Annotated in this window: 20 protein-coding genes; 7 read left to right on the plus strand and 13 right to left on the minus strand. The window is 40.9% G+C overall.

Annotation, left to right across the window (positions count from 1 at the left end):
- Positions 1 to 2: 2 nt before the first annotated feature.
- The 6 genes from R2S08_RS01230 to R2S08_RS01255 all read right to left on the minus strand — a co-directional run bounded on the left by R2S08_RS01230 (position 3) and on the right by R2S08_RS01255 (position 6,663).
- On the minus strand, positions 3 to 1,232 hold the full coding sequence (locus R2S08_RS01230; RefSeq protein WP_316833494.1) for an efflux RND transporter periplasmic adaptor subunit: 1,230 nt from the start codon (positions 1,230 to 1,232) through the stop codon (positions 3 to 5).
- A complete protein-coding gene (locus R2S08_RS01235) occupies positions 1,210 to 2,478 on the minus strand; it encodes a TolC family protein (RefSeq protein ID WP_316833495.1) in 1,269 nt (422 codons plus the stop codon). Before R2S08_RS01235 ends, R2S08_RS01230 begins: the two co-directional genes overlap by 23 nt.
- The gene (locus tag R2S08_RS01240; protein WP_316833496.1) at positions 2,444 to 4,381 is read right to left on the minus strand and encodes an efflux RND transporter permease subunit; all 1,938 of its coding nucleotides are present in this window, start codon (positions 4,379 to 4,381) and stop codon (positions 2,444 to 2,446) included. Before R2S08_RS01240 ends, R2S08_RS01235 begins: the two co-directional genes overlap by 35 nt.
- Positions 4,378 to 5,676 carry an efflux RND transporter permease subunit gene (locus R2S08_RS01245; RefSeq protein WP_133777586.1) on the minus strand — a complete coding sequence of 433 codons (1,299 nt, stop codon included), beginning with the start codon at positions 5,674 to 5,676 and terminating at the stop codon, positions 4,378 to 4,380. Before R2S08_RS01245 ends, R2S08_RS01240 begins: the two co-directional genes overlap by 4 nt.
- A 129-nt stretch (positions 5,677 to 5,805) precedes the next feature.
- Positions 5,806 to 6,168 carry a heavy-metal-associated domain-containing protein gene (locus R2S08_RS01250; protein ID WP_316833497.1) on the minus strand — a complete coding sequence of 121 codons (363 nt, stop codon included), beginning with the start codon at positions 6,166 to 6,168 and terminating at the stop codon, positions 5,806 to 5,808.
- Between the two features lie 99 nt (positions 6,169 to 6,267).
- Positions 6,268 to 6,663 (minus strand): HYC_CC_PP family protein, encoded by a 396-nt coding sequence (locus tag R2S08_RS01255; protein ID WP_316833498.1) that lies wholly within the window; start codon positions 6,661 to 6,663, stop codon positions 6,268 to 6,270.
- 82 nt (positions 6,664 to 6,745) lie between these two features.
- On the opposite strand from R2S08_RS01255, the gene R2S08_RS01260 reads away from it, so the two are divergent.
- Positions 6,746 to 7,483 (plus strand): YoaK family protein, encoded by a 738-nt coding sequence (locus R2S08_RS01260; protein WP_316833499.1) that lies wholly within the window; start codon positions 6,746 to 6,748, stop codon positions 7,481 to 7,483.
- Positions 7,484 to 7,634: 151 nt separating this feature from the next.
- Here R2S08_RS01260 and R2S08_RS01265 read toward each other — a convergent pair whose 3' ends face one another.
- Together R2S08_RS01265 and R2S08_RS01270 are read right to left on the minus strand one after the other, a co-directional pair.
- Positions 7,635 to 8,660, minus strand: a complete 1,026-nt coding sequence (locus R2S08_RS01265) for a permease prefix domain 1-containing protein (protein WP_316833500.1) — start codon at positions 8,658 to 8,660, stop codon at positions 7,635 to 7,637.
- A 14-nt stretch (positions 8,661 to 8,674) separates the two neighbouring features.
- The gene (locus R2S08_RS01270) at positions 8,675 to 9,004 is read right to left on the minus strand and encodes a PadR family transcriptional regulator (protein ID WP_316833501.1); all 330 of its coding nucleotides are present in this window, start codon (positions 9,002 to 9,004) and stop codon (positions 8,675 to 8,677) included.
- Positions 9,005 to 9,357: 353 nt separating this feature from the next.
- Here R2S08_RS01270 and R2S08_RS01275 point away from each other — a divergent pair, with 353 nt between their 5' ends.
- Together R2S08_RS01275 and R2S08_RS01280 are read left to right on the plus strand one after the other, a co-directional pair.
- Entirely contained in the window at positions 9,358 to 9,999 is a 642-nt protein-coding gene (locus tag R2S08_RS01275; protein ID WP_316833502.1) for a GIN domain-containing protein, read from the plus strand.
- A gap of 582 nt (positions 10,000 to 10,581) precedes the next feature.
- Positions 10,582 to 11,892: an ATP-binding protein gene (locus R2S08_RS01280; RefSeq protein WP_316833503.1), complete on the plus strand. Its 1,311-nt coding sequence runs from the start codon at positions 10,582 to 10,584 to the stop codon at positions 11,890 to 11,892.
- 47 nt (positions 11,893 to 11,939) lie between these two features.
- Here R2S08_RS01280 and R2S08_RS01285 read toward each other — a convergent pair whose 3' ends face one another.
- The 3 genes from R2S08_RS01285 to R2S08_RS01295 all read right to left on the minus strand — a co-directional run bounded on the left by R2S08_RS01285 (position 11,940) and on the right by R2S08_RS01295 (position 14,524).
- A complete protein-coding gene (locus tag R2S08_RS01285; RefSeq protein WP_316833504.1) occupies positions 11,940 to 12,605 on the minus strand; it encodes a response regulator transcription factor in 666 nt (221 codons plus the stop codon).
- A gap of 3 nt (positions 12,606 to 12,608) precedes the next feature.
- On the minus strand, positions 12,609 to 13,373 hold the full coding sequence (locus R2S08_RS01290; RefSeq protein WP_316833505.1) for a sensor histidine kinase: 765 nt from the start codon (positions 13,371 to 13,373) through the stop codon (positions 12,609 to 12,611).
- A 674-nt stretch (positions 13,374 to 14,047) separates the two neighbouring features.
- Positions 14,048 to 14,524, minus strand: a complete 477-nt coding sequence (locus tag R2S08_RS01295) for a hypothetical protein (RefSeq protein WP_316833506.1) — start codon at positions 14,522 to 14,524, stop codon at positions 14,048 to 14,050.
- A 223-nt stretch (positions 14,525 to 14,747) separates the two neighbouring features.
- Here R2S08_RS01295 and R2S08_RS01300 point away from each other — a divergent pair, with 223 nt between their 5' ends.
- The 4 genes from R2S08_RS01300 to R2S08_RS01315 are packed head-to-tail and all read left to right on the plus strand — an operon-like array spanning position 14,748 to position 18,567.
- Entirely contained in the window at positions 14,748 to 14,984 is a 237-nt protein-coding gene (locus R2S08_RS01300) for a hypothetical protein (protein ID WP_133777577.1), read from the plus strand.
- A gap of 57 nt (positions 14,985 to 15,041) precedes the next feature.
- Complete coding sequence (locus tag R2S08_RS01305) at positions 15,042 to 15,398, plus strand: hypothetical protein (RefSeq protein ID WP_316833507.1); 357 nt, start codon at positions 15,042 to 15,044, stop codon at positions 15,396 to 15,398.
- An 11-nt stretch (positions 15,399 to 15,409) separates the two neighbouring features.
- Complete coding sequence (locus tag R2S08_RS01310) at positions 15,410 to 16,309, plus strand: hypothetical protein (protein WP_316833508.1); 900 nt, start codon at positions 15,410 to 15,412, stop codon at positions 16,307 to 16,309.
- 23 nt (positions 16,310 to 16,332) lie between these two features.
- Positions 16,333 to 18,567, plus strand: coding sequence for a hypothetical protein (locus R2S08_RS01315; protein ID WP_316833509.1), 2,235 nt, complete (start codon positions 16,333 to 16,335; stop codon positions 18,565 to 18,567).
- 181 nt (positions 18,568 to 18,748) lie between these two features.
- Here the strand turns inward: R2S08_RS01315 and R2S08_RS01320 are convergent, their stop codons facing one another.
- Together R2S08_RS01320 and R2S08_RS01325 are read right to left on the minus strand one after the other, a co-directional pair.
- Positions 18,749 to 20,998, minus strand: a complete 2,250-nt coding sequence (locus tag R2S08_RS01320; protein ID WP_316833510.1) for an excinuclease ABC subunit UvrA — start codon at positions 20,996 to 20,998, stop codon at positions 18,749 to 18,751.
- A gap of 243 nt (positions 20,999 to 21,241) precedes the next feature.
- Positions 21,242 to 22,645: an alpha-L-fucosidase gene (locus tag R2S08_RS01325; RefSeq protein ID WP_316833511.1), complete on the minus strand. Its 1,404-nt coding sequence runs from the start codon at positions 22,643 to 22,645 to the stop codon at positions 21,242 to 21,244.
- Positions 22,646 to 22,655 lie beyond the last annotated feature (10 nt).

Genomic DNA, 22,655 nt, shown 5'->3' on the forward strand with positions numbered 1-22,655 from the left:
GATTATACTCCTTCATTTCTAGTCTTGATGAAACTTTCACTATCAATTAAGTAATAGGCGTTTTTAGCCACTTGCCATTGTCCAATCTCCTCCAATACCTGTATCTCCTTGTCCTGCTGAATACCTGTTTTTACCATTTTTGGAACAAAAACCTGGCCTTCTTTTTTGAAAACCACCATTTGATTCCCCAATGATACCACAGCTTCTTTAGGTAGCCAAAACCCTTTTGAAGCCAGCATAGGCAATTGTCCGGTCAGCAATTCGCCAACCTGCAGATTGTTGTTTTTGAGGTATACCCTGGCCAGTACAAAATTTTCTCCCGCGTTAAATACCGGTTGTACCAATCCAATTTTACCTGTAAAACTTTGTGTTTTATCGGCTGTTCTTTGAACGATCACTTTGCCTTGCTTGCTGAGGTTTGCAGCTACTGCAGGTCTCAGGGAAAACTCTGCAACCAGCTCGCCCGCCTGATAAACTGTAAAGATATTTTGCCCTGCACTGAGGTACTGCCCTTCACGAAGCAGAACAGCAGTTGGGGCAGTGGCTTGTGGCGCTGCGCTGCTGGCTGCCGGACTTTCAGGAGCCCCCATAGCATCCATACCACCAGCTGCAGCAGGAGCACTCTGCGGAGCCGATACAGGCGATGAACTACCTTGCTTTTCAAGAATATAACCCGAAGCATTACTGTATAAAGGAATGCGGTAAGAGACCTTCCCGGTTTTCAATACATTTTGTATCCCAGCCTCGGTCATGCCCAGTAAACGAAGCCTTTGTTTAGCCGGCTGCAGCATATGTTCGGAATCGCCAGAGCGCTGAATCAACAATAATTCTCTTTGGGCGGCCGCCAGATCTGGAGAATAGATCTCCAGAATAAGCTGGCCTTTTTTTACCGGCTGATAATTGTATTTGATGTATAATTTCTCGATCCGGCCGCTTACCCGACTGGAAATACTCACCTGGTTTCTGGTGTCATAGGTTGCACGACCCTGCACCTGGTCAATATAAATTCTGGAACCCGAACTGGCCTGTATCACCGGAATTCTGGCAATTACCTGTTCGTTGACGGGCTTAAGCAGGTAATTCAGGCTCGTATCCCTTCGGTCATGGTCCATTGCCATTGCTTTTTTCTGATGATGATCCGGGTCTGGAGCAGGCTTATTCTGGCGGCAGGCTGTAAAACCGGCCACGGCTATAGCCAGTACCAGCAGTCTAGCGATATAATTCCTTTTCATAATCAATAATCATTTGATATAATTTCATTTTTTCATCCAGCACATTGTTCTGCATCATAGTCAAAGCCTCCCAGGAGCCCATTACAGCCGTAATTTGCAACTTGTTTTCCTGATAATTGGCAAAATCTGCATCCATGGTCTTCTTCAGTGCAGGAACAATTTTGTCTTCCATAGCAGCAATTCTTTTTTCCATACTCTGGATCTCGTACTGCATACCGTAAAGCATTCCCTGGCTTTCCTGCAGCATGCCGGAGCGTTCTTTCTCCATGGCCTGTATTTCGTAATTCATAGCCTTCACTTCCGATTTATACATTCTGGAAGCCCAGGGTGCAATCGGAATACTGATCATACCCATCACACTATAGGCCTTAGGCATCATTCCCCCCAAAGGAGACATGTGGTCAAAACGAAGTTTGAAATCTGGCTTTGCCTGTGCCTTCATTGCACCCACACCCAGTTTCATCGAGCGGATATTTTGTTCCATTTGCAAAATGTCCTTACGCTGACGAGCCAATAATGTGGTATCCAAGCCTGATTCAGGAATAAATTTAGGTGTAAAGTTCGTGTCTATTTCCAGTTCCTGGTTTCCCGGCAGGTTCATCAGACTGTTGAGCCAGGCTTTTGCTTTAGCAATATCACCCTGCTGCATGCGGATCATGTTCTGGTTTTCTTCAATTTTTGCACTTGCTTTATACACCCCCGACAGCTGACTCTGGTTATACGGATAGCGGATCTGCTCAATCTTTTTCATCATCTGCATGATCTTGTCGTTTTCCTGTAGGATCTGAATACGCTGACTGGCTACAATCCAGGTATAATATAAACTTTTTGCCTGAGCCTTAAAGGTATTCATGGCTATAGCCCGGCCAGCCATTTCCACATCGCCTTTAGACTCTATATAACGTTTCTGGGCATTTTGCTTCGCCGGATTTGGGATATCCTGTTCCAGCTGGAGCATCACAGAGCCTTTATCCCTGTCGTCCATTACCGTTTGCCCAGGGTAGGGTGTCATAAACGTTCCCACACCGACCATTGGTGCCATCCATGCTGTACCAGCCTTGGCCTTGTATTTATAGCTTTCTGCTTTTAGAGCATAAGTCTGTAACAGTAAATTATTTTTTTCAATCCGGTTTAAAATGGTGTCCAGTTTAACCGGAGTTTGCTGTGCCAGTAAAGAAACAGGCAAGAGCAACAACAAAAAGGTCCATTTATTAATGCTGAACATCGTGTACCTCCAATTTTCCATATTTTTTCAATTCATATTCTTTAGCCATCAAAAAGATCAGTGGGGTAACCAGCAGGATATGGGTAGAGGAAGTAAGCACCCCACCAATCATAGGCAAGACAATGGGCTGCATCACATCTGTACCGACACCAGTTGCCCATAATACCGGGATCAAACCAAATAGAGATACGCAGACTGTCATCAGTTTAGGACGTAATCTTTTCGCTGCACCCCGCACCACAAATTCCCGCAGGTCTTCTTTCGTAATCGTTTCACTGGAGTTGCCTTTCAGTTTGATCAGCTGCCCCATGGCGTCATTCAAATAAATCACCATTACAATTCCGGTTTCTACCGCAATACCAAATAAGGCAATAAAGCCAACGGCAACAGCTACTGATAAATTGACACCCCAGAAATAGATGATATAAGCACCACCAATTAAGGCAAACGGAACCGTGATCAGACTTAAGAATGCCTCTCTCAGTGATTTAAAAGCAAAATAAAGAGAGAAGAAAATGATCAGCAGTACGATAGGAGCAATCCACAGCAAGGTTTGCTGTCCACGGATCAGGTTCTCATATTGTCCGCTCCACTCTAAAAAGTAACCCTCCGGTAAAATACCCCGGGAGCTGTTGATCTTGTCTATAGCTTCTTTTACCGTGCTGCCCAAATCCCGGTCACGCACGTTAAACATCACAGCACCTCTGAGTAAAGCATTTTCGGAATTGATCATTGGCGGTCCATCTTCAAAACGCACATCTGCAACGGCAGATAAAGGGATTTCTCCCATACTGGCCGACTGGACAGGAATACGTCTGATCCTTTCTACACTATTCCTGAATTCCTGAGCCAAACGCACACTGATGGAAAATCGTTGGCGGCCTTCAATGGTATTGCCAATATTGGCTCCGCCCAGTGCCGATTCTATCGTTTCATTGATCTGGTCTATGCTTAAACCATATCTGGCCAGTTCTCCCCGGCGTATGTCAATAGAGAGGTATTTACCACCGGTAACCGGATCTACGTAGAGGTCACTGATGCCTTTTGTACCTTCCAGTGCCAGTTTTACCCTTTCAGAAACGGCTGCCAGGGTATCCAGATTTTGTCCGTATACCTTAATACCTACATCTGTTCGTATACCGGTAGCCAGCATATTGATGCGGTTAATGATGGGCTGGGTCCAGCCGTTCACAACACCTGGTATCTGTAATTTTTTGTCCAGTTCATTGATGATGTCTTTTTTGGTCATCCCTTTCCGCCACTGTGCTTTTGGCTTCAGCATAATAATCGTTTCAATCATGCTGATCGGAGAGTTATCTGTGGCTGTACTGGCACGTCCAGCCTTCCCCAAAACTTTATCCACTTCCGGAACAGATTTAATGATCTTGTCCTGAACTTGAAGGATGCGTTTGGCCTCTCCATTAGAAACATCAGGTAAAGTAACCGGCATAAACAGGATGCTTTGTTCGTCCAAAGGCGGCATAAATTCGCTGCCCAGATTTTTGAGCAGGGGAATAGTAATCAATAAAGCGATCACATTGATGGCAATGGTTGTCTTTCTCCATTTCAGTACAGTCCTGATTACCGGTTCATAAAACCGTTCAAGTACCCGGTTAATGGGGTTGGCGTTATCGGGGCGGAATTTACCCTTCATAAAAAAGGAGATCAGTACGGGGGCCAGCGTAAGCACCAGTAAGGCATCTACAATCATAATGAAGGTTTTTGTATAAGCCAGTGGATGGAACAATTTTCCTTCCTGCCCAGTGAGCATAAATACAGGCAAAAAGGAAGTGATGATAATGATGGTGGCAAAGAACACCCCCCTGGAAACCTGCTTGCTCGATTTCTCTATAATCTGTAACCGTTCCTCTTCTGAGATCCAGTCCGGACTTTTCTTGAATAAATTTTTAAACCAGGTCATCATAATTCTTTTGTTTTTTGCTGTTCATTCTGCCATTGTGCATAGCGTTCTGAAAGGTGTTTATAGGCATTTTCACTCATGACAATGCCGTTATCTACAATCACCCCAATGGCCAGGGCAATACCGGTTAACGACATGATATTGGAAGAAATACCAAAAGCATTTAATAAAATAAAACTTGCGGCAATGGTAATCGGGATCTGAATAATGATGCTCAGTGCACTGCGCCAGTGGAAAAGGAAAATGATCACCACCAGTGAAACGACAATCATCTCTTCAATCAAGGTGTTTTTAATAGAATCTACCGATTCCTGAATCAAATGACCACGGTCATAGACAATATCAAATTTTACCCCTTTAGGAAGCCCTTTGGAGACCTCTTTCATCTTGGCTTTGACCCTGTCAATTACTGCAGCCGCATTTTCGCCATAGCGCATCACCACAATACCGCCAACACGTTCTCCTTTTCCATCCTGATCAAAAATGCCCAGCCGGGTTTCTCCGGTCATTTGAACAGCCGCTACATCTGAAACCTTTATTGGGATACCCCTTTGGTTTTTAATCGGGATATTACCAATCTCCTCCATTGATTTCAGATAGCCCGAGGTTTTGATGATGTAACCGATGTCACTCATTTCAAACTTCCGGCCGCCGGATTCGTTGTTATTGGCCCGTACAGCGGCGATAACCTCTGGTACGGTTAACTTGTAATACAATAATTTATTTGGATCTACGGCAATCTGGTATTGCTTTTGAAAGCCACCAAAAGAAGCGATTTCACTTACACCAGGTACGTTTTGCAAGGCAAATTTAACATACCAGTCCTGGATCGCACGCTGCTCACCGAGATCGGTGTTTGGAGCATCCAGGGTATACCATAAGATATGACCAACGCCGGTACCATCCGGCCCCAGTTGCGGTGCAACACCGGTAGGAAGGGAGCGGGTAACGGTACTGAGCCGTTCCAGGACACGTTCACGTGCCCAGTAAATATCTACATTGTCTTCAAAGATCACATAGATAAAGCTCATTCCAAACATAGAAGAACCACGTACATATTTGATTTTTGGGATGCCCTGAAGGTTTGTGACCAAAGGGTAGGTGATCTGGTCTTCGATGAGCTGCGGAGACCTGCCCATCCATTCTGTAAATACGATAACCTGGTTTTCTGACAAATCGGGTATGGCATCTATTGGGTTCTTTTTTACTGAAATCGCACCCCAAACAAACAGACCTGCGGCAAGGAGCAAGACTATCCAGCGATTTCTTAAAGACCATTCTATAATTCTGTGTACCATTTTTTGTTTTTTTCAAAAAGAGACTGTCTGAAAAGATGCGCTTGTTTAAAGCGCTCGTTTAGTGCGTTCGTTTAAACGACCGATTTAGACAAGCGAGCTAAAACAACTCTATTCAGGCAGTCTCCGCTGTTAATGTTTGTTCGCTTTTTTCGAAGTTTTGCTACCTGCACGGTCATACTGACAGCAAGTTGGCAATGCAGAATAAGCGGCTTCTGAAGCTTTGAACTTTGGCGTGTCGTAGCCTGCATTGGCCACTTTTTGCTGCACATCGTCCAGACTTACTTTAGAAGCATCATAACTTACAGCAAGCATTTTGGAATCTTTATTCCAGTTTGCTGAACTTACACCAGGTACCTTTAAGGCTTTTTCTATGGTTTTTTTGCACATACCACAGTTGCCGGAAACTTTGATGCTGTCTGTTTTAGACTGTGCAGATACAGCACCGCCAAGGAAGACCAATAGGGCCACCGATAAAAATCTCAATGATTTCATTGTTTTAAAATTTGGGTTTGAAAAAAATGGTTATATAAAATGTGGCCAGAGGAATGCTATGGCCTGTACACGAATGTGCAGAGAATTAGAAGGGTAATTTTATATTCTGAAGGTACAGTTGCGGATAAAAACAGGTGTATCACCTATTAATGGAGGCGCATGGCTTAAGGAAGCTTTACCTGTTTCCAGAGGTACAGGAATATAGGCTAAATTCCAGTTTGTTCTATCCGGTTGTAGTACTGGCAGGGGTTGAAACTGATAAACCGCTGTTGATGTTTTCTGCGATTTGTCAACCTTTGCCTGTTTGTAGTCGTCTTTGCAGCAGGATTTACCGGAGCTTTTTTTAGGCGCCTTGCAAATCTTACACATGGCGCTTTCAGGTTGGGTAAACCCCCAGCTGGCTAATTTTCCCATGCAATAATGAAAATGCACAGTCATCCCGCTGGTTGTACCCAGGTAAAAGAGGATGAGTAAAGTGAGCAGTGATCTTTTCATTATAAAGCAAATGTAAAACAAATGGATTAATTAAATTTATATAATTTTTAAAACATGTTATATAATTTCGTAAATCACATATATGCTAAGAAATACTAAAGGTGACAGGTCCCTTAAAGATAATGTGATGCTGGCAGCGTCTACTGCCTTCGTTGCAGGTGTGATTAATGTAGCTGGGCTTATCGCCTTTTTTGCTTTCTCTTCCAATATCACAGGGCATGTTGCCAATCTGGCAAAACATATTGTATCTCTGGATTTAAATGACATTACGACGCTTGTTTTTTGGTTGCTGGCTTTTTTCTTCGGGGCTTTTCTATCCAGTTATATTATTAAATCCCATAAGAAGGGGAGTCCGTACAGAACCCACTCTGTACCAATCATGATAGAAATGCTGGTGCTATTTGGGGTCGCTCTCTACAGTGATTTGTTTTACCATGGAGATCCTCTAGAAAGTGAAATCATTATTGGCTGCATTTTGTTTTCCATGGGTTTGCAGAATAGTGTAGTCAGTATTATTTCTGGTGGATTGGTTAAATCTGCGCATTTAACAGGTTTAATGACCGATATGGGCGCTGAAACGGCAGAATATTTACATCCTAAAACAAACGACCGCGTTGTTATCAAGCATAAACTCTATGTGAGATGTGCTGTTTTCTTCTTCCATATTTTTGGCGGATTGGTAGGGGCGTATTTCTTCTATTTATACAAATTCGAGGTTTTTTATGCTGTTCCTTTGATCTTGCTGGTTATTATTTACTATGACTTGTTCCCTTTGTGGATGCATAAGTTTATGCACAGGTTTAAAAGAACCAGTCCTTAACAGGTTCTTGTTGTGGGCAAATGTATACTTGTCTTGGGGCAAATTCATAGGAGCTTCGCAAAATTAGTTGTTTTGCGAAGTGAATCTTTCAGATTCTGAGGTTCGCCTCAGTAAAACATATTTTCTTGGGTGCAGACCGGCGGATTCATTGTTATGATACTTCTGGTTTCGAAAGTGCATTTTGATCGCGGAGCTTAATGGCTAAATAGCTTCCTATTATAATTCCTAAGATCATGGCGGAAACAAAATAGACCGTGTAATATGTGTCTCCTCGTTCAGTATCTGCTATAAAACCAACACCTGTCTCCATAAGAAGGCCAAATAACATGCTTATTGCAAGGTACTTTCTAATGCTGTCCTTTTTGTTATAAAATGCGATGAGAAAAGAAGCGGCCATGTATACTAGTCCAAATACAATAGCACTTCCCGCAATGTTATCTATTCGAATTGATCTCGTCGATGCGGCAAATAGTTCTATAACAACACCAAATGAAAATAAAAATGACACGGATGGTTTTTGAAAGAGCGTACTTATTGTTAAGTTTTCTGTCTTATTTATGCTGAAGATTAAGCTTAATGTTCCCGCAATGATACTCATTATCGCTATATAAAAGCTAAATTCAGAAATACTACTGTTAAATGCATAAACAGGGTATCGAAGTGCAACGGATTGCTCTATTTTGCTAAAATACCTGAAAGGAATTGCATTTAGCAAGAATGGTATAAAAGAGATGCACACAAAACGGAGGTTATTCTGCTTCACTTGCTTTTCAATAAACCCCGAAATTTCTTTCTTGTTTTTCACTATATACCAGACAAAAGCAGTAAATACCAAATGAAAAGCTGTGATGATACAAACACCTGTAAGCGATGTGTTGAAATTCTTATAAACAAGATGATACAGTAGGGCTATAATACTAAGAAAGATAGACGGTAATGCATATAAAAGATTAAACCCGATAAATAAGTACGCCCAAACTTTATTGGTATGAACAGATGTGTTTACTTTGCTGTACTCCTCAGCGAGAATAACCTCATTTCCCATTCTTTTGCAAGCTATTGTAAAAGCTTCTTCTTCAGATAAGCCCTGTTGCTTCAAAGCGTCTGTGGCATCGTAGAGGTGCGCTGTTAACTCTGCAGCATCAGAACCAGTAATACTTCCCTGAATCTGGATCAAGTGTATGTAATGATTTATGGATTGCTGGAGATTGAAATTGGAAGATCCCATAGTTTATGAATTAATGCATTAATAAAATTTAATTGTGAATACTGCTCTTCTAGTTCCTGTTTGCCTTTCGAGGTGAGGGTATAATATCTTCTTTCTCTTCCTGTATCAGCTTTTTTCCAGGTACCTTCAATCCATTTCTTTGCTTCCATTTTTTTTAAAACAGGATAGAGTGTGCCTTCTGCGACGTTTAGTTCTCCACCTGTTTTATCACGCAGTTCCTGAATAATCTGGTAGCCATAACTTTCCTGTCTTCTAAGTATCAGCAATACTATCGGAGCAAGGGAACTAGCCATTAAGTCTTTGTTTAATTCTATCACATAGTAAATATACATAGAAGTTCTAAGTATAACGAATATTTGCAGGGAAATTTAATTCATAATGAAAATTTTGCCCTATTGATTCGGGGCTAACGATATCAGGTGCGCTGAAGAAGCGCACAGATCTCTGAGGCCGCCTCTTCAAATAAGGTAAAATTTTCTGTATAAATTGCAGAGGGGGCTGAGTGGAGAGGACTGGTCGTGAATAACTGTGTGTTCGTCGATGGTTACCCTGCTGTTGGTCTAATAGGGGCAAAAGGGGTGAAACGTTTCTGGTTTGAGCACGTCTTATGTACAAAGAGAATTTAAAAAACTTAAAACATAAAGATATGAAAACCGCTATCAAAACCTTATTCGCAACAGCATTAACCGCTATCGTTTTAACTTCATCTGCATTTGCCACTTTTGCAAAAGAAGGGGATAAAAATCCATCTGCAATTTCTACCGTTTCTGGTGCAACAATGATCAAAGTGACTGGGAATTTAAAGGTGTATTTAACTCAGGGAACTAAAGAAGGTTTCCGTGTAGAGACAGATCAAACTGAAGCTAAAGTTTCTTTCAAAAGAGAGGGTAACAAATTGTTCATCAATTCTACTGGTGATGAAACAACAACGGTGTATTTGACCGTGAATGATTTGAAAAGAATCGATGTTTCTGAAAATGCAGTTGTAAAATCAACCGGCCGTTTCAACTTGCCAGTGCTTCAGGTATTTGTACAGGACAATGCCAAAGTGGATGTGAATGTTGTTGCTCAAGATGTATACACCGTGACCAAAGATGCTTCTTCGTTAAAATTAAGCGGATCTGCAGAACGCCATGTATCGGTAATCTCTGATGCTTCACACATCAATGTAAATCAATTTGCAGCCTTAAAAGCTGTTTCATCGAGCCCTGTATTTCACGCTGATCTGGATGCGCAGCTTGCAGAATCAGTTAATATAGCTGTAACTTCCAGCAAAGTTTCGAAATAAGAATAAGAATAAAGAATCGGAATATAAATGGCGGATATCTAACTGATACCTGCCATTTCTGTTTTAGCGAGAGAATAGCCAGCATCTTTTGTTCTATTTTATCTGAGTTTAGAAATACCTGGTAATTGATCTCTGGAAATTTTTCCCGGGTTTTTTTGTATAGATTTTCTTTTGTCCTGCGTGCTACTTTCCTCTGTGTTGGTTGTTCGATGATCCGGCCTTTTAGCGCCGATTGTTCGGTAAAAGTACCTGTTTGCCTAAGTTACGGCGGAGAAGCGGCGGAGAAGTGACGAACCAAGACGAAGTCAGGTACCGCTTTGGGGCTGCATTTGTATAGGATTTGTCGTTTTATAATCCGGTTAAAACTTGGCATTAATATTTTTTAATCCTGAATTGGCTTAATAGGTGAAAATATGTTTTCTTGGATGCAGACCGGGGAGGAGCGTACAATTTCCTGTTTTTGAGTGAGAGATTATATATTAAGTGGCCTGAACAGATACATCCTAATATTTAAAATGTTATTTTTGTAATAGCCGTTATCTTAATGGCCATTAAGATAACGGCTATTACAAAAATAGAGATATGAAATTTTACGGCAGAAAAAAGGAACTTGAAATATTAAAACTTAACGAAGTCCAATCTAAAAAAACGGCGTGTTTTACCGTTATGGTTGGTCGTAGGCGTATTGGTAAAACCTCACTTTTACTCGAATCTGTTAAAAATCAGAAATATCTATATTTATTCGTTTCCCGTAAAAACGAGCAGCTTTTGTGTGCGCAGTTTCAAAAAGAAATGCAAGAGGTACTGGGTTTACAAATATTCGGCTCAATTACGGCGTTTCAGGATATTTTTGAACAGTTACTGATGTACTCGACTAAAGAAAATTTCACCTTAATTATAGATGAATTTCAGGAATTTGAATATGTAAACGCGGCGATTTTTAGTGACATCCAACGTTTGTGGGACAAATATAAAGATCAGTCTAAGCTTAATTTCATTGCATGTGGCTCAATTTATTCCATGATGCTTAAAATTTTTGAGAATAAAAAAGAGCCGCTCTTTGGGCGTTTAACTTCAAAGATGGTTATTCAGCCATTTTCTGTGGGCGTAATGAAAGAGATTCTAAAAGATTATAATTCTAAATATACATCAGAAGACTTGTTGTGTATGTATGCTATTACGGGCGGGGTGGCTAAATATCTCACTTTATTAATGGAGGCTGGCGCAACAACTGAGGCGCAGATGTTTGATCTGATCACCCGTCCTGATTCTCCTTTTCTTGTGGAAGGGAAAGACCTGCTCGTATCGGAATTTGGTAGAGAGTATGGTACTTATTTTTCCTTATTACAATTGATTGCATCGGGAAAAACCACACAAACGGAGATGGATTCCATGGTTGGCAAAAATACCGGGGCCTATCTGGTCAATCTGGAAAAAGAATACTCCCTGATCAACAAAAACAAGCCTATGTTTGCTAAGCCGGAAAGTAGGAAGACACGGTGGAGCATCAGCGACAATTATCTGAGGTTTTGGTTTAGGTTCATTTATCCAAGCCAATCTATGATTGAATTGGGAAAGCATGAATTGCTCCGTGAATATATAGTTCAAAATTATGAACAATATAGTGGATTGATGTTGGAAAAGTATTTCAGGGAAAAGCTTTCTGAAAGCGAACGAATTACTGCAATTGGTAGTTATTGGGACAATAAGGGAGAAAACGAAATTGACTTGATTGCGATTAATGATCTGGATAAGACGGGTATTGTGGCTGAAGTGAAGCGGAATCCCAAAAAAATAAATATAGAGCTACTGAAAGCTAAAGTCAAAACTATACAAAAAGAACTGTCCAAATACAAAATTGAGGTTTTGGGTTTTTCTTTGAAGGATATGTAGTCTGTGAAAAATATGTTTTCTGAAATCGCTGAAGGTTGCGCTTAAAATTAAGAGATCACTTCAAAAATATGGTGTTTAATGGCAAATAAAACCAAACCTGCTGTATTGCGACAGCCTGTTTTGGTTAACAGATTGTTGCGGTGCCCATCAACAGTCCGGATATTAATAAATAGCTTTTCTGCTATTTCGCCATTGGTATGTTCCTGGCAAATGTACTGCAATACTTCCCTTTCTCTTGGTGATATTTCAATAACGACACCATTATCGTTTTTAAGCGCATGTGGTTGTAAGGAAGTGTGCTGCATCGCTTTTAATACCTGCATATTCATATAAAATCCAGTTTTATAGGTGGTCTGCAGGGCTAAAATTAATTCTTGCTTATTGCAGTTCTTGGCCAGATAGCCACTTGCTCCATCATGGATCATCCTTGCCATCAATCGTTCTTTCGTATACATGGACAGGATAATTACCTTTATCTGAGGATATAAACGCTGGATCTGGTTATTGAGCTCTATACCATCCATTACAGGCATTTCCATGTCTATTAAGGCAATGTCGGGCAGTATATATGCACGCTCAAGGGCGAGCAGAAAATCCTGACCATTTTCGGCTTCCAAAAGGAGCTCGAAGTCCGGTTGAAGTTCAATAATTGAAGCTATTCCCTCCCGAAATAGTTGTTGATCGTCTACGAGTGCAATTCTGATATTTTCCATAAGTTAAACTGGCAATGTAACCGATAAATTGAAACCACTATTGTTATCTGTAATATGATAGCTGGCACCGATCATTCCAAGTCTGCTTTCTATATTTTGCAGACCCATACCTTTTTTGTGATCAGGAGCCATTCCTGTGCCGTCATCCTGGTAGTCCATTGTACAGAAATCGTCTCCAAAAGAAAAACAAAGGGTAATTAGTTTTGCTCTGGCGTGTTTAATGGTATTGTTAATCAATTCTGTAATTACTCTGTAAATAGCCAGCGTAACCGTATCCGAGAAATTGATCGTCTTATCCTGATCAAAGGTTACCTGGATCGCTATTTTTCCGGAACTATTAATACCATCACAATAATCATAAATCATATCTTGAAAGCCGTACGACTTATTGAGCAGCGGGGATAAATTGTGAGAAATATTACGTGTATTGGTGATGATGTTGTCAATTATTGCCCTGCATTGCTCGTTAAACTGATTAACCGAGCTGATTTCCTCATTTCTTTCTACGAAGTTCTCTATCAGAAGCCGGAGATAAGACAAATTTGCACCCACTTCATCGTGCAAATCCATTCCTATACGTTTACGTTCTGATTCCTGTGAGTTGATGGTCGCTTTTAATAAGTTCTTCTGATATTGCACTTCTGCAGTCTTAAGCTCGTATTGTTTCTTTAAAATGTTTTTCCGGTACTTGATATAGAATAAAATAGTTGCCAGGCACAGCAGAAACGTGGCTGTCATGCCCAATATGATATATAGATAAATACTCATCGGCTTGGCTTTAATCGGAGAAATGCCCAGGCAAATATAAGGTACATAATGGCCATGATCGTGGCGTGTAAATTCCAGACAAAAATAAGGGCGCCATGACTTGCCTTATTATGCAAGGTTTGTGATAAGCCAAATAATATGGAACAACTGGAGAAATAAAGCATCAGACCTATTATTGTTGTAAAATTGAAACCGGACAAATTGACTTCCGTATTGGTGAAATTTAAGTAAAGAAAGTATATACATATTCCCACTATTGTTATACTGCTCAAAAAGCGGGGTAAGGTATTATATTTGAAAAGGCTATGTGTTAGCAATACATATGCAATGGCAAATAAGCTAAAAAAGATAAGTGAATAAATTAATGATTTCCGGACTCCACGCTGTTCAAAAATACCTCTAAATAACAGGCATAATAGACAAAATTCAAGTATGGTATATACATGCAGGATAGGCATATTATTGATATGCAGGAAGGTAGTTATTGAGGCGATACAGTTAAAGAATACGGAAAATAATAGATAACCGAATAACATTTTTTGCGGCCCTAACCAGTATTTACGATTTATGAGCGCAATTATAATTGGCACCACCAAAATAGATGGAGCAATCACAGCCGGGTAAACCGTTCTTATCGAAAACAGTAAATGCATCTTCCTTAATAAAATGGCTATTTACTGCGGCTCCGAATATAATGGACTTGAAGTATCGCATACATCAGGGCAAGGGGCCGAAAAATCATAAATTGCTGATTCCTTAATTTCAGTGCCATCTTCGTCGGTCCCAGAAACATGGGTTATGTCTATCTTTTTCGCAACGGGCAGCAGAAGTATATGCACCAGGCCAGGGGTATCCTTATCGATAGGTTCATCCATCGCTAAATAGCCTCGAACTGCATCTATTTGGTTGTCTTTATTCTTCTTCTTGTTATTGTGGTTATCTGCTGTTGTTACAATTTTTCTCAAATCATCAAGAGGAATCGTAAAGCCTCGGAATACATCCTTGTCATTAGGCGTTACATTAATATCGATTTGTTCCTTATTGTTCCAGTTTTTATAGGCTCTTAACAAATCTGCATAATAAGTACGCCATCTTGTCGTCAGGGCTTTAGCTGTGTCAAGGTTTATAGGTGGAAATGGTTTCTGATTCATTTTCTTGGTTCTTTAATAGGTTGTGGTATGACTAATATAAAAATTAATATCAATTAAATCATCCAAGGGTGACCAGGTCTTTTTACCTATAGGCTAAATCAGGTTTTTTAGCTCTGAATAATGCTTTGTCCTTGCTGTTACTTTGCTTATGTCAAAGAGAAATGACAAACAGGGATGCCGAAAACTGTATAGAGTAGGCCGTATTCTTTTAAACTATAAAGAAATGCCACAAAAAATTCTAAGTCATGCACATTTTTCAACCACAATCAGGACTGCTAATCGGGGTATCAAATTAACATCGAATAGTGCCGGTGGGCACAGGTTAAATATAACAAATTATGGAAATGTAAATCTAAATCCGGGTGAAGTCAGGCAATTGCCTGGGATAAATGCCAATACTCTATATACGATTGAAGTGCTTCCTTCAGGTGCTAACGGAGATATTATAGTTGATTATTAATAAAGTATTGAAAAAGAACAAATTAAAGTGTTTTAATATAACCTAAAAATTAACATTATGGCTAGATCAGTTAAAATGACCGTCATCAACAATACAGGTAAGGTGTTGAAATTCAAAAGTAAAAATGCAGTGCATGGAAAGTTTAACTCAGATCCCCCGACCAGTATTGAAGCTTCGGGCAGTTGGACTTGTACAACCAGAACAGGTGGTACTTATGGTCCGGAGGGTACTGTAACTTATGAAACCGATGGAGGAGATGTTACAGTTGAATTTTATTATAACCATCCCTATGGCAGTGCGGCCAGTTCCTATCGTGTCACACCTAATCCTTCTGATTCCATGGGCTATGAGATCAAAGGCAGTTTCAAAGGTCACGATCAGAAGATCACTTTTGAACTGTATCAGACATCCTAAAATCCAAAGATATGACTATGGAAACGTCAACCTGGATGAGCCGCCTGGACAGTAGTACAAAGCTGAACGGCATAGTAATGCCTGGAAGTCATGATGCGGGTATGTCTCAATTGAGTCATTGTGATGGAGGGGCTAAATTGAATTGTGGAATTATAAAGACCCAAGCCTTAAATATCCTGCAGCAATTGGAAGCCGGTTCCCGGTATTTTGATATCAGGGTAGATTATGATCATTGGGAACTGGTTACCTATCATAGAAGTGGTGATGCCGGATGCAATGGCCAATCACTGGTTGCTGTTTTAGACCAATCTCTCCAGTTTATTCAATCTCATGGTTCAGAAACCTTTATCCTGAAATTTTCCCATATCCGTACCAACCGAAAGAACGAGAGGGAGATAAAAGATAGGATTGACGAGTTTCTGGCGGATGTCAAATACCGGGGATATCTATTCACATCTCCAAAAAGGGATGTCAATCTGGCCAATATCGCCTTGGACGATTGCAGGGGGAAAATGATTCTGGTTTTCGATTATCCCGAACATACCGGGGCACGGGCGGGCCGGTTCCGCTACCACGATGGATTTGGCTATTGTGGGCCTAATATCACCGTGTGCGATTCCTATTCCAGTACCACTTCTCTGGAAAAAATGAAGCAGGATCAGCTGGCAAAACTGGATGCGTATGGTGGCTTAGATAAGGACCATTTCTTTCTGTTGTCATGGACGCTGACGCCCGACACCGATACTTTTTTTAAAAGCTCTGTCGAGAAGTTGGCCGGGGAAGCAAATCCTGCATTGGAAGAAGCATTGGCAGAGCGTATGGGCCAGGTTGATAAACCGAAACCCAATATCGTTTATATAGATTACCTCAATGCGAAAACCGCGCAAAGCATTATTCAGTGTAATTTTTAAATCATCTATTTAAACAATGTATTATGAACAATTCTGAAAGAGATAACCCCTTGTATGGGGTGACTATTGGGACAACAATATATGCCCATAACGGGAAATTCAAGGCTAGTGTGGTGAAGGGGCCCATTAGCTTAATGATTTCCCAGGAAAAATCCGAGAAATATATGTCGGGCGAAAGTAGTTATGTATTTTCGGAAAAAATGAACCAGGGGTCATTTGGACTCTCTGGGGCCTATGGAGTTTCGGGCGTAAGCTTACTTAAATCTTCATTGTCCGCTTACGTAGGGAAATCTTCGGCGGCCAGCAGTAAATCGGTGGCGGTAAATTACAATGCCATTTCTGTTGGAGGAATAGAGTATATCAATTTTGAAGAGCTGACTGCCAGCCAATTTATGAAAAGCCTGAACGAGGCTTGCAAGCAAAGTATAGAGTCAGTACTGGATGCATATAATGCGGTAATGGCTGAGGCTTCAAAATCAGGTTTGGATTTGTTGAGTGTTTTTTATAATGAGGATGTTCAAAGTAAGCCATTAAAAAAGTTAGTAAGTGATTGGATAAAGGCTTCAGAACAGTTTACACATGATTTTGGTGATGGGCTGGTGGTTGGGGTTACCTGGGGTGCTTTTGGGGGCGTGAAAATGTTGATGACTTCTGAGGGTGAATCCAGATCCTGGAAATATGGAGGTCAGGCAGATTTTTCCTATGCCAACACTTTTGCTTCGGTGGCTGTAAAAGCTACTTATGATGGAAGCCAATCCAGTGGTAACGCAAAGGTGAAGGTGAATTGTACCAGTTATTTAAGTGGGTCAGTGCTTTCCTCGCAGATTAAAGAATGGTTCGATCAGGTGGCGAACAAAACATTTGAGGATCTGGCTAACGTAAGTGTTATTGATAAAGCGCCGCCTATGGATATTACCCATGGAGCACCTTCGATTCCGGAATTTGTACAACCTGTACCTGGAGAGGAAATCGTGAAAAAAGTAGAAGAAATAAAAAATCTGGATGGCTTGGATACTATGGCAAAAGCTTCGGCTTACGAGAAGACAAAAATAACCAACCCAAAGCTTACTTTTGACGAATTCATAAATAATGCGGGTAAGCCAGCGAAAAAGGAAAAACTCGATGAGTTTAAGAAGAAAATAATTAATAATGAGATTGATACGCTGGATTTTTCTAATAAGCAGAAGAATAAGGCGGGAAAGATAGGGGAGAAATACGTGGACTTGGCGATGGATTCTGGCGATAGCTTTTTCTCTTCTGAAGCACTGGCGTTTAATACAGACGTAAAAGCTGAAGGATATGTTCCTCTGGGTGTATGGATCAGCAATTGGCCTGACCTTTTTCCGTGGATGGCCCAGGGGTATTATAATAGTATTGATGGCATCGAGGGGGAGGATGTTGTAAAAGCAAGGGTAATGTTGCAGGACTATCAAACCCTGAGCAAGATGTACTACATTGCCCATTCCTCAGGAATCACCGAGTTTAAAAGAAAGGATTCGTCTAAGCCAAGAGTGACTTCATTGAGTATCGCGGATGCCTTTGCCAATGCTGCAGGAAAGATGCAGGATATTTCTGAAGACCTTAACGGAACCGGAATTGAGGAGATTTATGAAAATTTGAGCGAGGCAGCCAGAAATATTTATAAGCTGTGGAATAACGTGGCATTCCTTAGAAATTGTGAATTGGGACTGGGCCTAATAAAAGATAATAAGACTATAGGCAATCCTTTACCGGATGCAGATAAAGATGGCAATCACCGAACCTATGCGTTAAGTACTTGTGATTTTGATGGAAGAAACTACACGGCCTTCAGCCGTGCCTACAAAGTATTGCCTTTGCTGACGCCGGATGGGGATATTTGGGTTTTTGGTCCGGAGAAGGGTGCGTTGAGTTCTATTTATAACAAAGAGATTGTCTTTTCTAAGCCTGGAAGGGCGAACTATTTGGTGTTTGAGTATAGCAAGGAGGGGAGAATCTTGAGTAATAGTGATAACGGGATTAAATTGTATCCGATCCCATTCTCGGCTGCACAGAATGTTTCTGCCTGGAAAGGCATGTCTTTCAGTACGAATATAGGTTCTGTTAAGAGTTTAAATGATCGCTTGAAATCTCTTAGTGATGATTTGGGTAAGCTCAATGCCTGGTCTTTTAGCAGTGCCAATTGGAACAAAAGCTGGAAGGGGAAAGATTTTTACAGGCAGCGGAATATTAAAAAACAATATATCGGCCTTGTCGAAGAGATCGGGAATGTATTTTGATTGAAGGGGGGGTGAAAATATGATTTCTGATCGCGCTGAACCTTACAGGTTCTGAGGCTTGATCATGAAATCATATTTTCTTGGGTGCAGACCGGGTATGGTGCAGATTGGGGATGGTGCAGACTGGGTATGGTGCAGATTGGGTATGATGCAGACCGGGGATGGGGCAGATTGGTTTTATTTATGTTCTATTTTGAAGGTAATTGGCGGTAAGCGATTTTTTATTGTTCAATAAGTCTTTTACAGAACCCTGAAACATCACTCTTCCTCCTGCATTACCTGCACCTGGGCCGAGATCTATAACCCAGTCAGCTTGGGCGATGATATCGGGGTTGTGCTCAATCACGATTAGTGTATTGCCATTGTCTACAAGTACATTCAGGAATTTTAGCAGTTTTTTTGTGTCGCTTGGATGCAGGCCGTTACTTGGCTCGTCTATGATGATTATTTTATCAGTGCCGGGAAGTTCTCTTGTTAACTTTAACCTTTGCCGTTCTCCACCCGAAAAGCTATCCATTCGTTGCCCCAGGGTGAGATAATCCAGCCCGAGTTCAATCAATGTATCAAATGCAGAACGAAACTTCTCCTTTGGAAAAAAAGCACCCGCATCGTGAACTGTCATCTCCATAATTTCGGCAATGTTCTTTTCATGGTAAAGATATTGCAATACTTTTGGATGGTATCCGGAGCCATTACATACGTCACATATCTGTTCGATGTCATCCATAAAGGCCATTTCAATTTTCTCCATTCCCAGTCCTTTACAATTTGGACAGCAGCCTTCACTGTTCCGGCTAAAAAGTTTGTCTGAAACTTTATTTGCGCGTGCAAAAAGTTTTCTCACCTCATCAGAGAGGTCAAGGTAGGTGAGCAGGTTTGAACGATAGCTTGCCGCAGGCAAGGATTGGTCAATAATAGTCACCTGAGGGTAATGAAATGGAAGTACTTTAGTTGCTAATGTACTTTTCCCAGAGCCAGCTACGCCCGTGAGAACAGTAAATATGCCTTTGGGGATATCTATACTGATGTTTTTTAAGTTGTGTGTTGAAGCTTTTGTGATTGTCAAAACTTCTTTAAATGTCCTGGGATCTTTGTTGTACGAAGTTTTTTCGGAGAAGCAGGTGCCTGTTATTCCTGCTGATTGCTTTAGGCCTGCAAAATCTCCCTGATATACGATTTCGCCGCCTTTCTTTCCTGCACCCGGGCCCATATCCACGATATGGTCTGCCAGTCTGATCAGGTCATGATCATGTTCCACCAATAGAACTGTATTTCCTTTATCCCTTATTTTCAGGATGATGTTTGCTATGTTCATCACATCATGAGGGTGCAACCCTGTACTTGGTTCATCAAAAATATATAATAAATCTACCAGGTTGTTACCAAGATGCCTGACCATTTTAATGCGTTGGGATTCTCCACCGGAGAGTGTATTTGTTGACCGGTCCAATGTGAGGTATTGTAGACCTATATTCATTACATATTGTAATTTCCTTTTGATCTCCTGCAAAATCGTGTCAAAAGCATCTGAATTTAATTTACTGATAAATGCATATAAGTCTTCAATGGTCATCATTGTGCAATCGGCAATGTTTTGACCTTTTATCTTACAGGATAAAATTTTAGGGGCCAAACGTTGTCCCTGACAGCTCGGACATACCTTTGTCACAATCACCTTCTCTAACGAAACTCTTATGGTTTCCCGATGTTCTATTTCCCGGTTGAGGAATGCAGTTTTGATCCTGGGGATAAGTCCTATATATTTTGCCGATTTCCTCCAGTCTTTGGTTGGATGCTTTGGTTTCTGCTCCTCTGCATAGAGCAGCAGATCCCATTCCTTTTTACTGAAATCTTTCAGTTTCTTATCGTTGTCGAAATTTCCTGAGTCTACGTAACGTGTTAAACGCCATCCTCCGGGTTGAAAGGTTGCGAATTTAATTGCACCTTCATTCAACGATTTATCTTTGTCAACCAGTTCATCAACTTCTACTGCCTGCACATAGCCCAATCCCTCACACTCCGGGCACATGCCCAAGGGATTATTAAATGAAAAGGAGTTGGAGTATCCCACAAAAGGTTTGCCCATTCTGGAGAAAAGCAACCGTAAAGAAGCATAAATATCTGTAGCGGTGCCCACAGTAGAACGTACATTTCCTCCCAGGCGTTTTTGATTAATGATAACCGGGACATTTAGGTTTTCTATCCGTTCTACATCAGGAACACCATAATGTTTCATACGCATTCGGGCAAAGCTGCTTTCTGATTCATTGATCTGCCTTTGTGCTTCAGCTCCTATAGTATCAAAAACAAGTGATGATTTTCCTGAACCGGAAACTCCGGTAAAAACGGTCAGCTTATCTTTGGGGATTTTCAGGGAGATGTTTTTGAGGTTATTTTGCTTTGCGTGCGTTATGGTAATATATTTTATCATAAAGTGCCAGGCTTTTATTTCGTCGTAACAGATTGATAAAGTTCTTCAGATATTAAATAACATATCAGAACTTTATTGGTTTGACGTTGGGGGAAAAAATATGATTTCTGATCTCGCTGAACCTTACAGGTTCTGAGGCTTGATCATGAAATCATATTTTTCTTGGGTGCAGATCGGGTATAGTGCGGACCGGGTATGGTGCGGACCGGGTATGTTGCTGATTGGGTATAGGGCAGATTGGGTTTATTTATGTTCTACTTTGAAGGTTGCAGCATACTTGAATTTTCCTTGTTGAAGAGCAACAGGGATGGTCAATAAGATTCCATCATCCTTTGCTTTCCATTTGATATTCATTTTGGTTCCAAGCATGCTTACTTTTTGTATTTTCTTTGCTCCATCCAATGCTATGAAAATTTGCTCTGGTAAGTGAACATCTTCTGTTTCTGCAAGCCAAACGGCATAAGACTCTGTGCCTTTTTTAGACTGGGTGTAAAAGATGTTTTTCGTGGAATATGGTGCTATTGGTTTTGAGCCGTAGATGCACTCGCCATTAATTTTTATCCAGGAACCAATATCTTGTAAACGCTCGTAAGCTACCGGGTCCCAGTCTCCATTAGGACCAGGGCCAATGTTAAGCAGAAAATTTCCACCTCTGGATACAATTTTGACCAGCAGATCCACCAGTTGTTTGGCAGATTTATAGGTGTCATGTGGTACATAACTCCAGGAATTTCCCATCGTCATGCAGGTTTCCCAGGGATAAGGAAGGGGCTTGTCTGGTACTTGTTGTTCTGGAGTGGTGTAGTTCTCAAATTCACCTGTTACCGTGCGGTCTACTACAATTAAACCAGGCTGATGACTTCTGGCCATACCGGCAATTTTGGCCATATCTATGTCCTGATTAAGTTTCTTATTCGGTCTGACCTGACCACCATCCAGCCATAGAATGTCGATTTTTCCATAATCGGATGCTAGTTCCTCAATTTGATTGTAAGTGAAATCTTTAAATTTCTGCCAGCGCTCAGGGTATTTGGCCGGATCGTAATTTACGTTTCTGTCTTTGGGTGGAAAATATGGCCACCAATAATATTCACTGTGCCAATCGGGTTTGGAGAAATAGGCGCCAATTTTAAAATTCTCTTTTCGGAAAGCATTAAAAACCTCTTTTGTGATGTTGCTTCTGGGGTTAGAAGAAAAGGGGGTTTTAGCGTCTGTTATTTTATAGTCTGTTTGTTTGGTGTCAAACATACTGAAGCCATCATGATGTTTTGTTGTAAATACCACATAGCGCATGCCTGCATCTTTAGCTGCTTTTACCCATTTTTCCGGATTAAAAGCTATAGGGTTAAACGTAGTCTGAAGGTTTTCGTAAGCTTTTTTATACTTGAAATAATCGTCTGAAAACGGTCCCTTGCGTTGAGTCCAGTCCTCATCTTCCGGACAAATGCTCCAGCTCTCTACAACTCCCCATTGACTATAGGGCCCCCAGTGCATAAATAAGCCAAATTTAACATCTTGCCATTCCTTAATGTTTTTTCGAACCAGGGAATCTTTAGGAACCACATAGTCAACAGACATTTTATGCTGCTGGGCCTGAGTTCCAAGATGGAGTATTAAAAAAGCGCCAATTATTAGAAATTTCTTCATAATCAAAAAT

It is taken from the genome of Pedobacter nutrimenti (genome assembly GCF_032678445.1).
GTDB lineage: Bacteria > Bacteroidota > Bacteroidia > Sphingobacteriales > Sphingobacteriaceae > Pedobacter > Pedobacter nutrimenti_A.

Coding starts and splice junctions, on each gene's coding strand:
- R2S08_RS01320 (WP_316833510.1), bottom strand. CDS start 20,998: ATGATAAAATATATTACCATAACGCACGCAAAGCAAAATAACCTCAAA.
- R2S08_RS01275 (WP_316833502.1), top strand. CDS start 9,358: ATGAAAACCGCTATCAAAACCTTATTCGCAACAGCATTAACCGCTATC.
- R2S08_RS01315 (WP_316833509.1), top strand. CDS start 16,333: ATGAACAATTCTGAAAGAGATAACCCCTTGTATGGGGTGACTATTGGG.
- R2S08_RS01250 (WP_316833497.1), bottom strand. CDS start 6,168: ATGAAATCATTGAGATTTTTATCGGTGGCCCTATTGGTCTTCCTTGGC.
- R2S08_RS01285 (WP_316833504.1), bottom strand. CDS start 12,605: ATGGAAAATATCAGAATTGCACTCGTAGACGATCAACAACTATTTCGG.
- R2S08_RS01280 (WP_316833503.1), top strand. CDS start 10,582: ATGAAATTTTACGGCAGAAAAAAGGAACTTGAAATATTAAAACTTAAC.
- R2S08_RS01255 (WP_316833498.1), bottom strand. CDS start 6,663: ATGAAAAGATCACTGCTCACTTTACTCATCCTCTTTTACCTGGGTACA.
- R2S08_RS01245 (WP_133777586.1), bottom strand. CDS start 5,676: ATGGTACACAGAATTATAGAATGGTCTTTAAGAAATCGCTGGATAGTC.
- R2S08_RS01295 (WP_316833506.1), bottom strand. CDS start 14,524: ATGAATCAGAAACCATTTCCACCTATAAACCTTGACACAGCTAAAGCC.
- R2S08_RS01310 (WP_316833508.1), top strand. CDS start 15,410: ATGACTATGGAAACGTCAACCTGGATGAGCCGCCTGGACAGTAGTACA.
- R2S08_RS01290 (WP_316833505.1), bottom strand. CDS start 13,373: ATGAGTATTTATCTATATATCATATTGGGCATGACAGCCACGTTTCTG.
- R2S08_RS01270 (WP_316833501.1), bottom strand. CDS start 9,004: ATGGCTAGTTCCCTTGCTCCGATAGTATTGCTGATACTTAGAAGACAG.
- R2S08_RS01325 (WP_316833511.1), bottom strand. CDS start 22,645: ATGAAGAAATTTCTAATAATTGGCGCTTTTTTAATACTCCATCTTGGA.
- R2S08_RS01305 (WP_316833507.1), top strand. CDS start 15,042: ATGGCTAGATCAGTTAAAATGACCGTCATCAACAATACAGGTAAGGTG.
- R2S08_RS01260 (WP_316833499.1), top strand. CDS start 6,746: ATGCTAAGAAATACTAAAGGTGACAGGTCCCTTAAAGATAATGTGATG.
- R2S08_RS01230 (WP_316833494.1), bottom strand. CDS start 1,232: ATGAAAAGGAATTATATCGCTAGACTGCTGGTACTGGCTATAGCCGTG.
- R2S08_RS01235 (WP_316833495.1), bottom strand. CDS start 2,478: ATGGAAAATTGGAGGTACACGATGTTCAGCATTAATAAATGGACCTTT.
- R2S08_RS01240 (WP_316833496.1), bottom strand. CDS start 4,381: ATGATGACCTGGTTTAAAAATTTATTCAAGAAAAGTCCGGACTGGATC.
- R2S08_RS01300 (WP_133777577.1), top strand. CDS start 14,748: ATGCCACAAAAAATTCTAAGTCATGCACATTTTTCAACCACAATCAGG.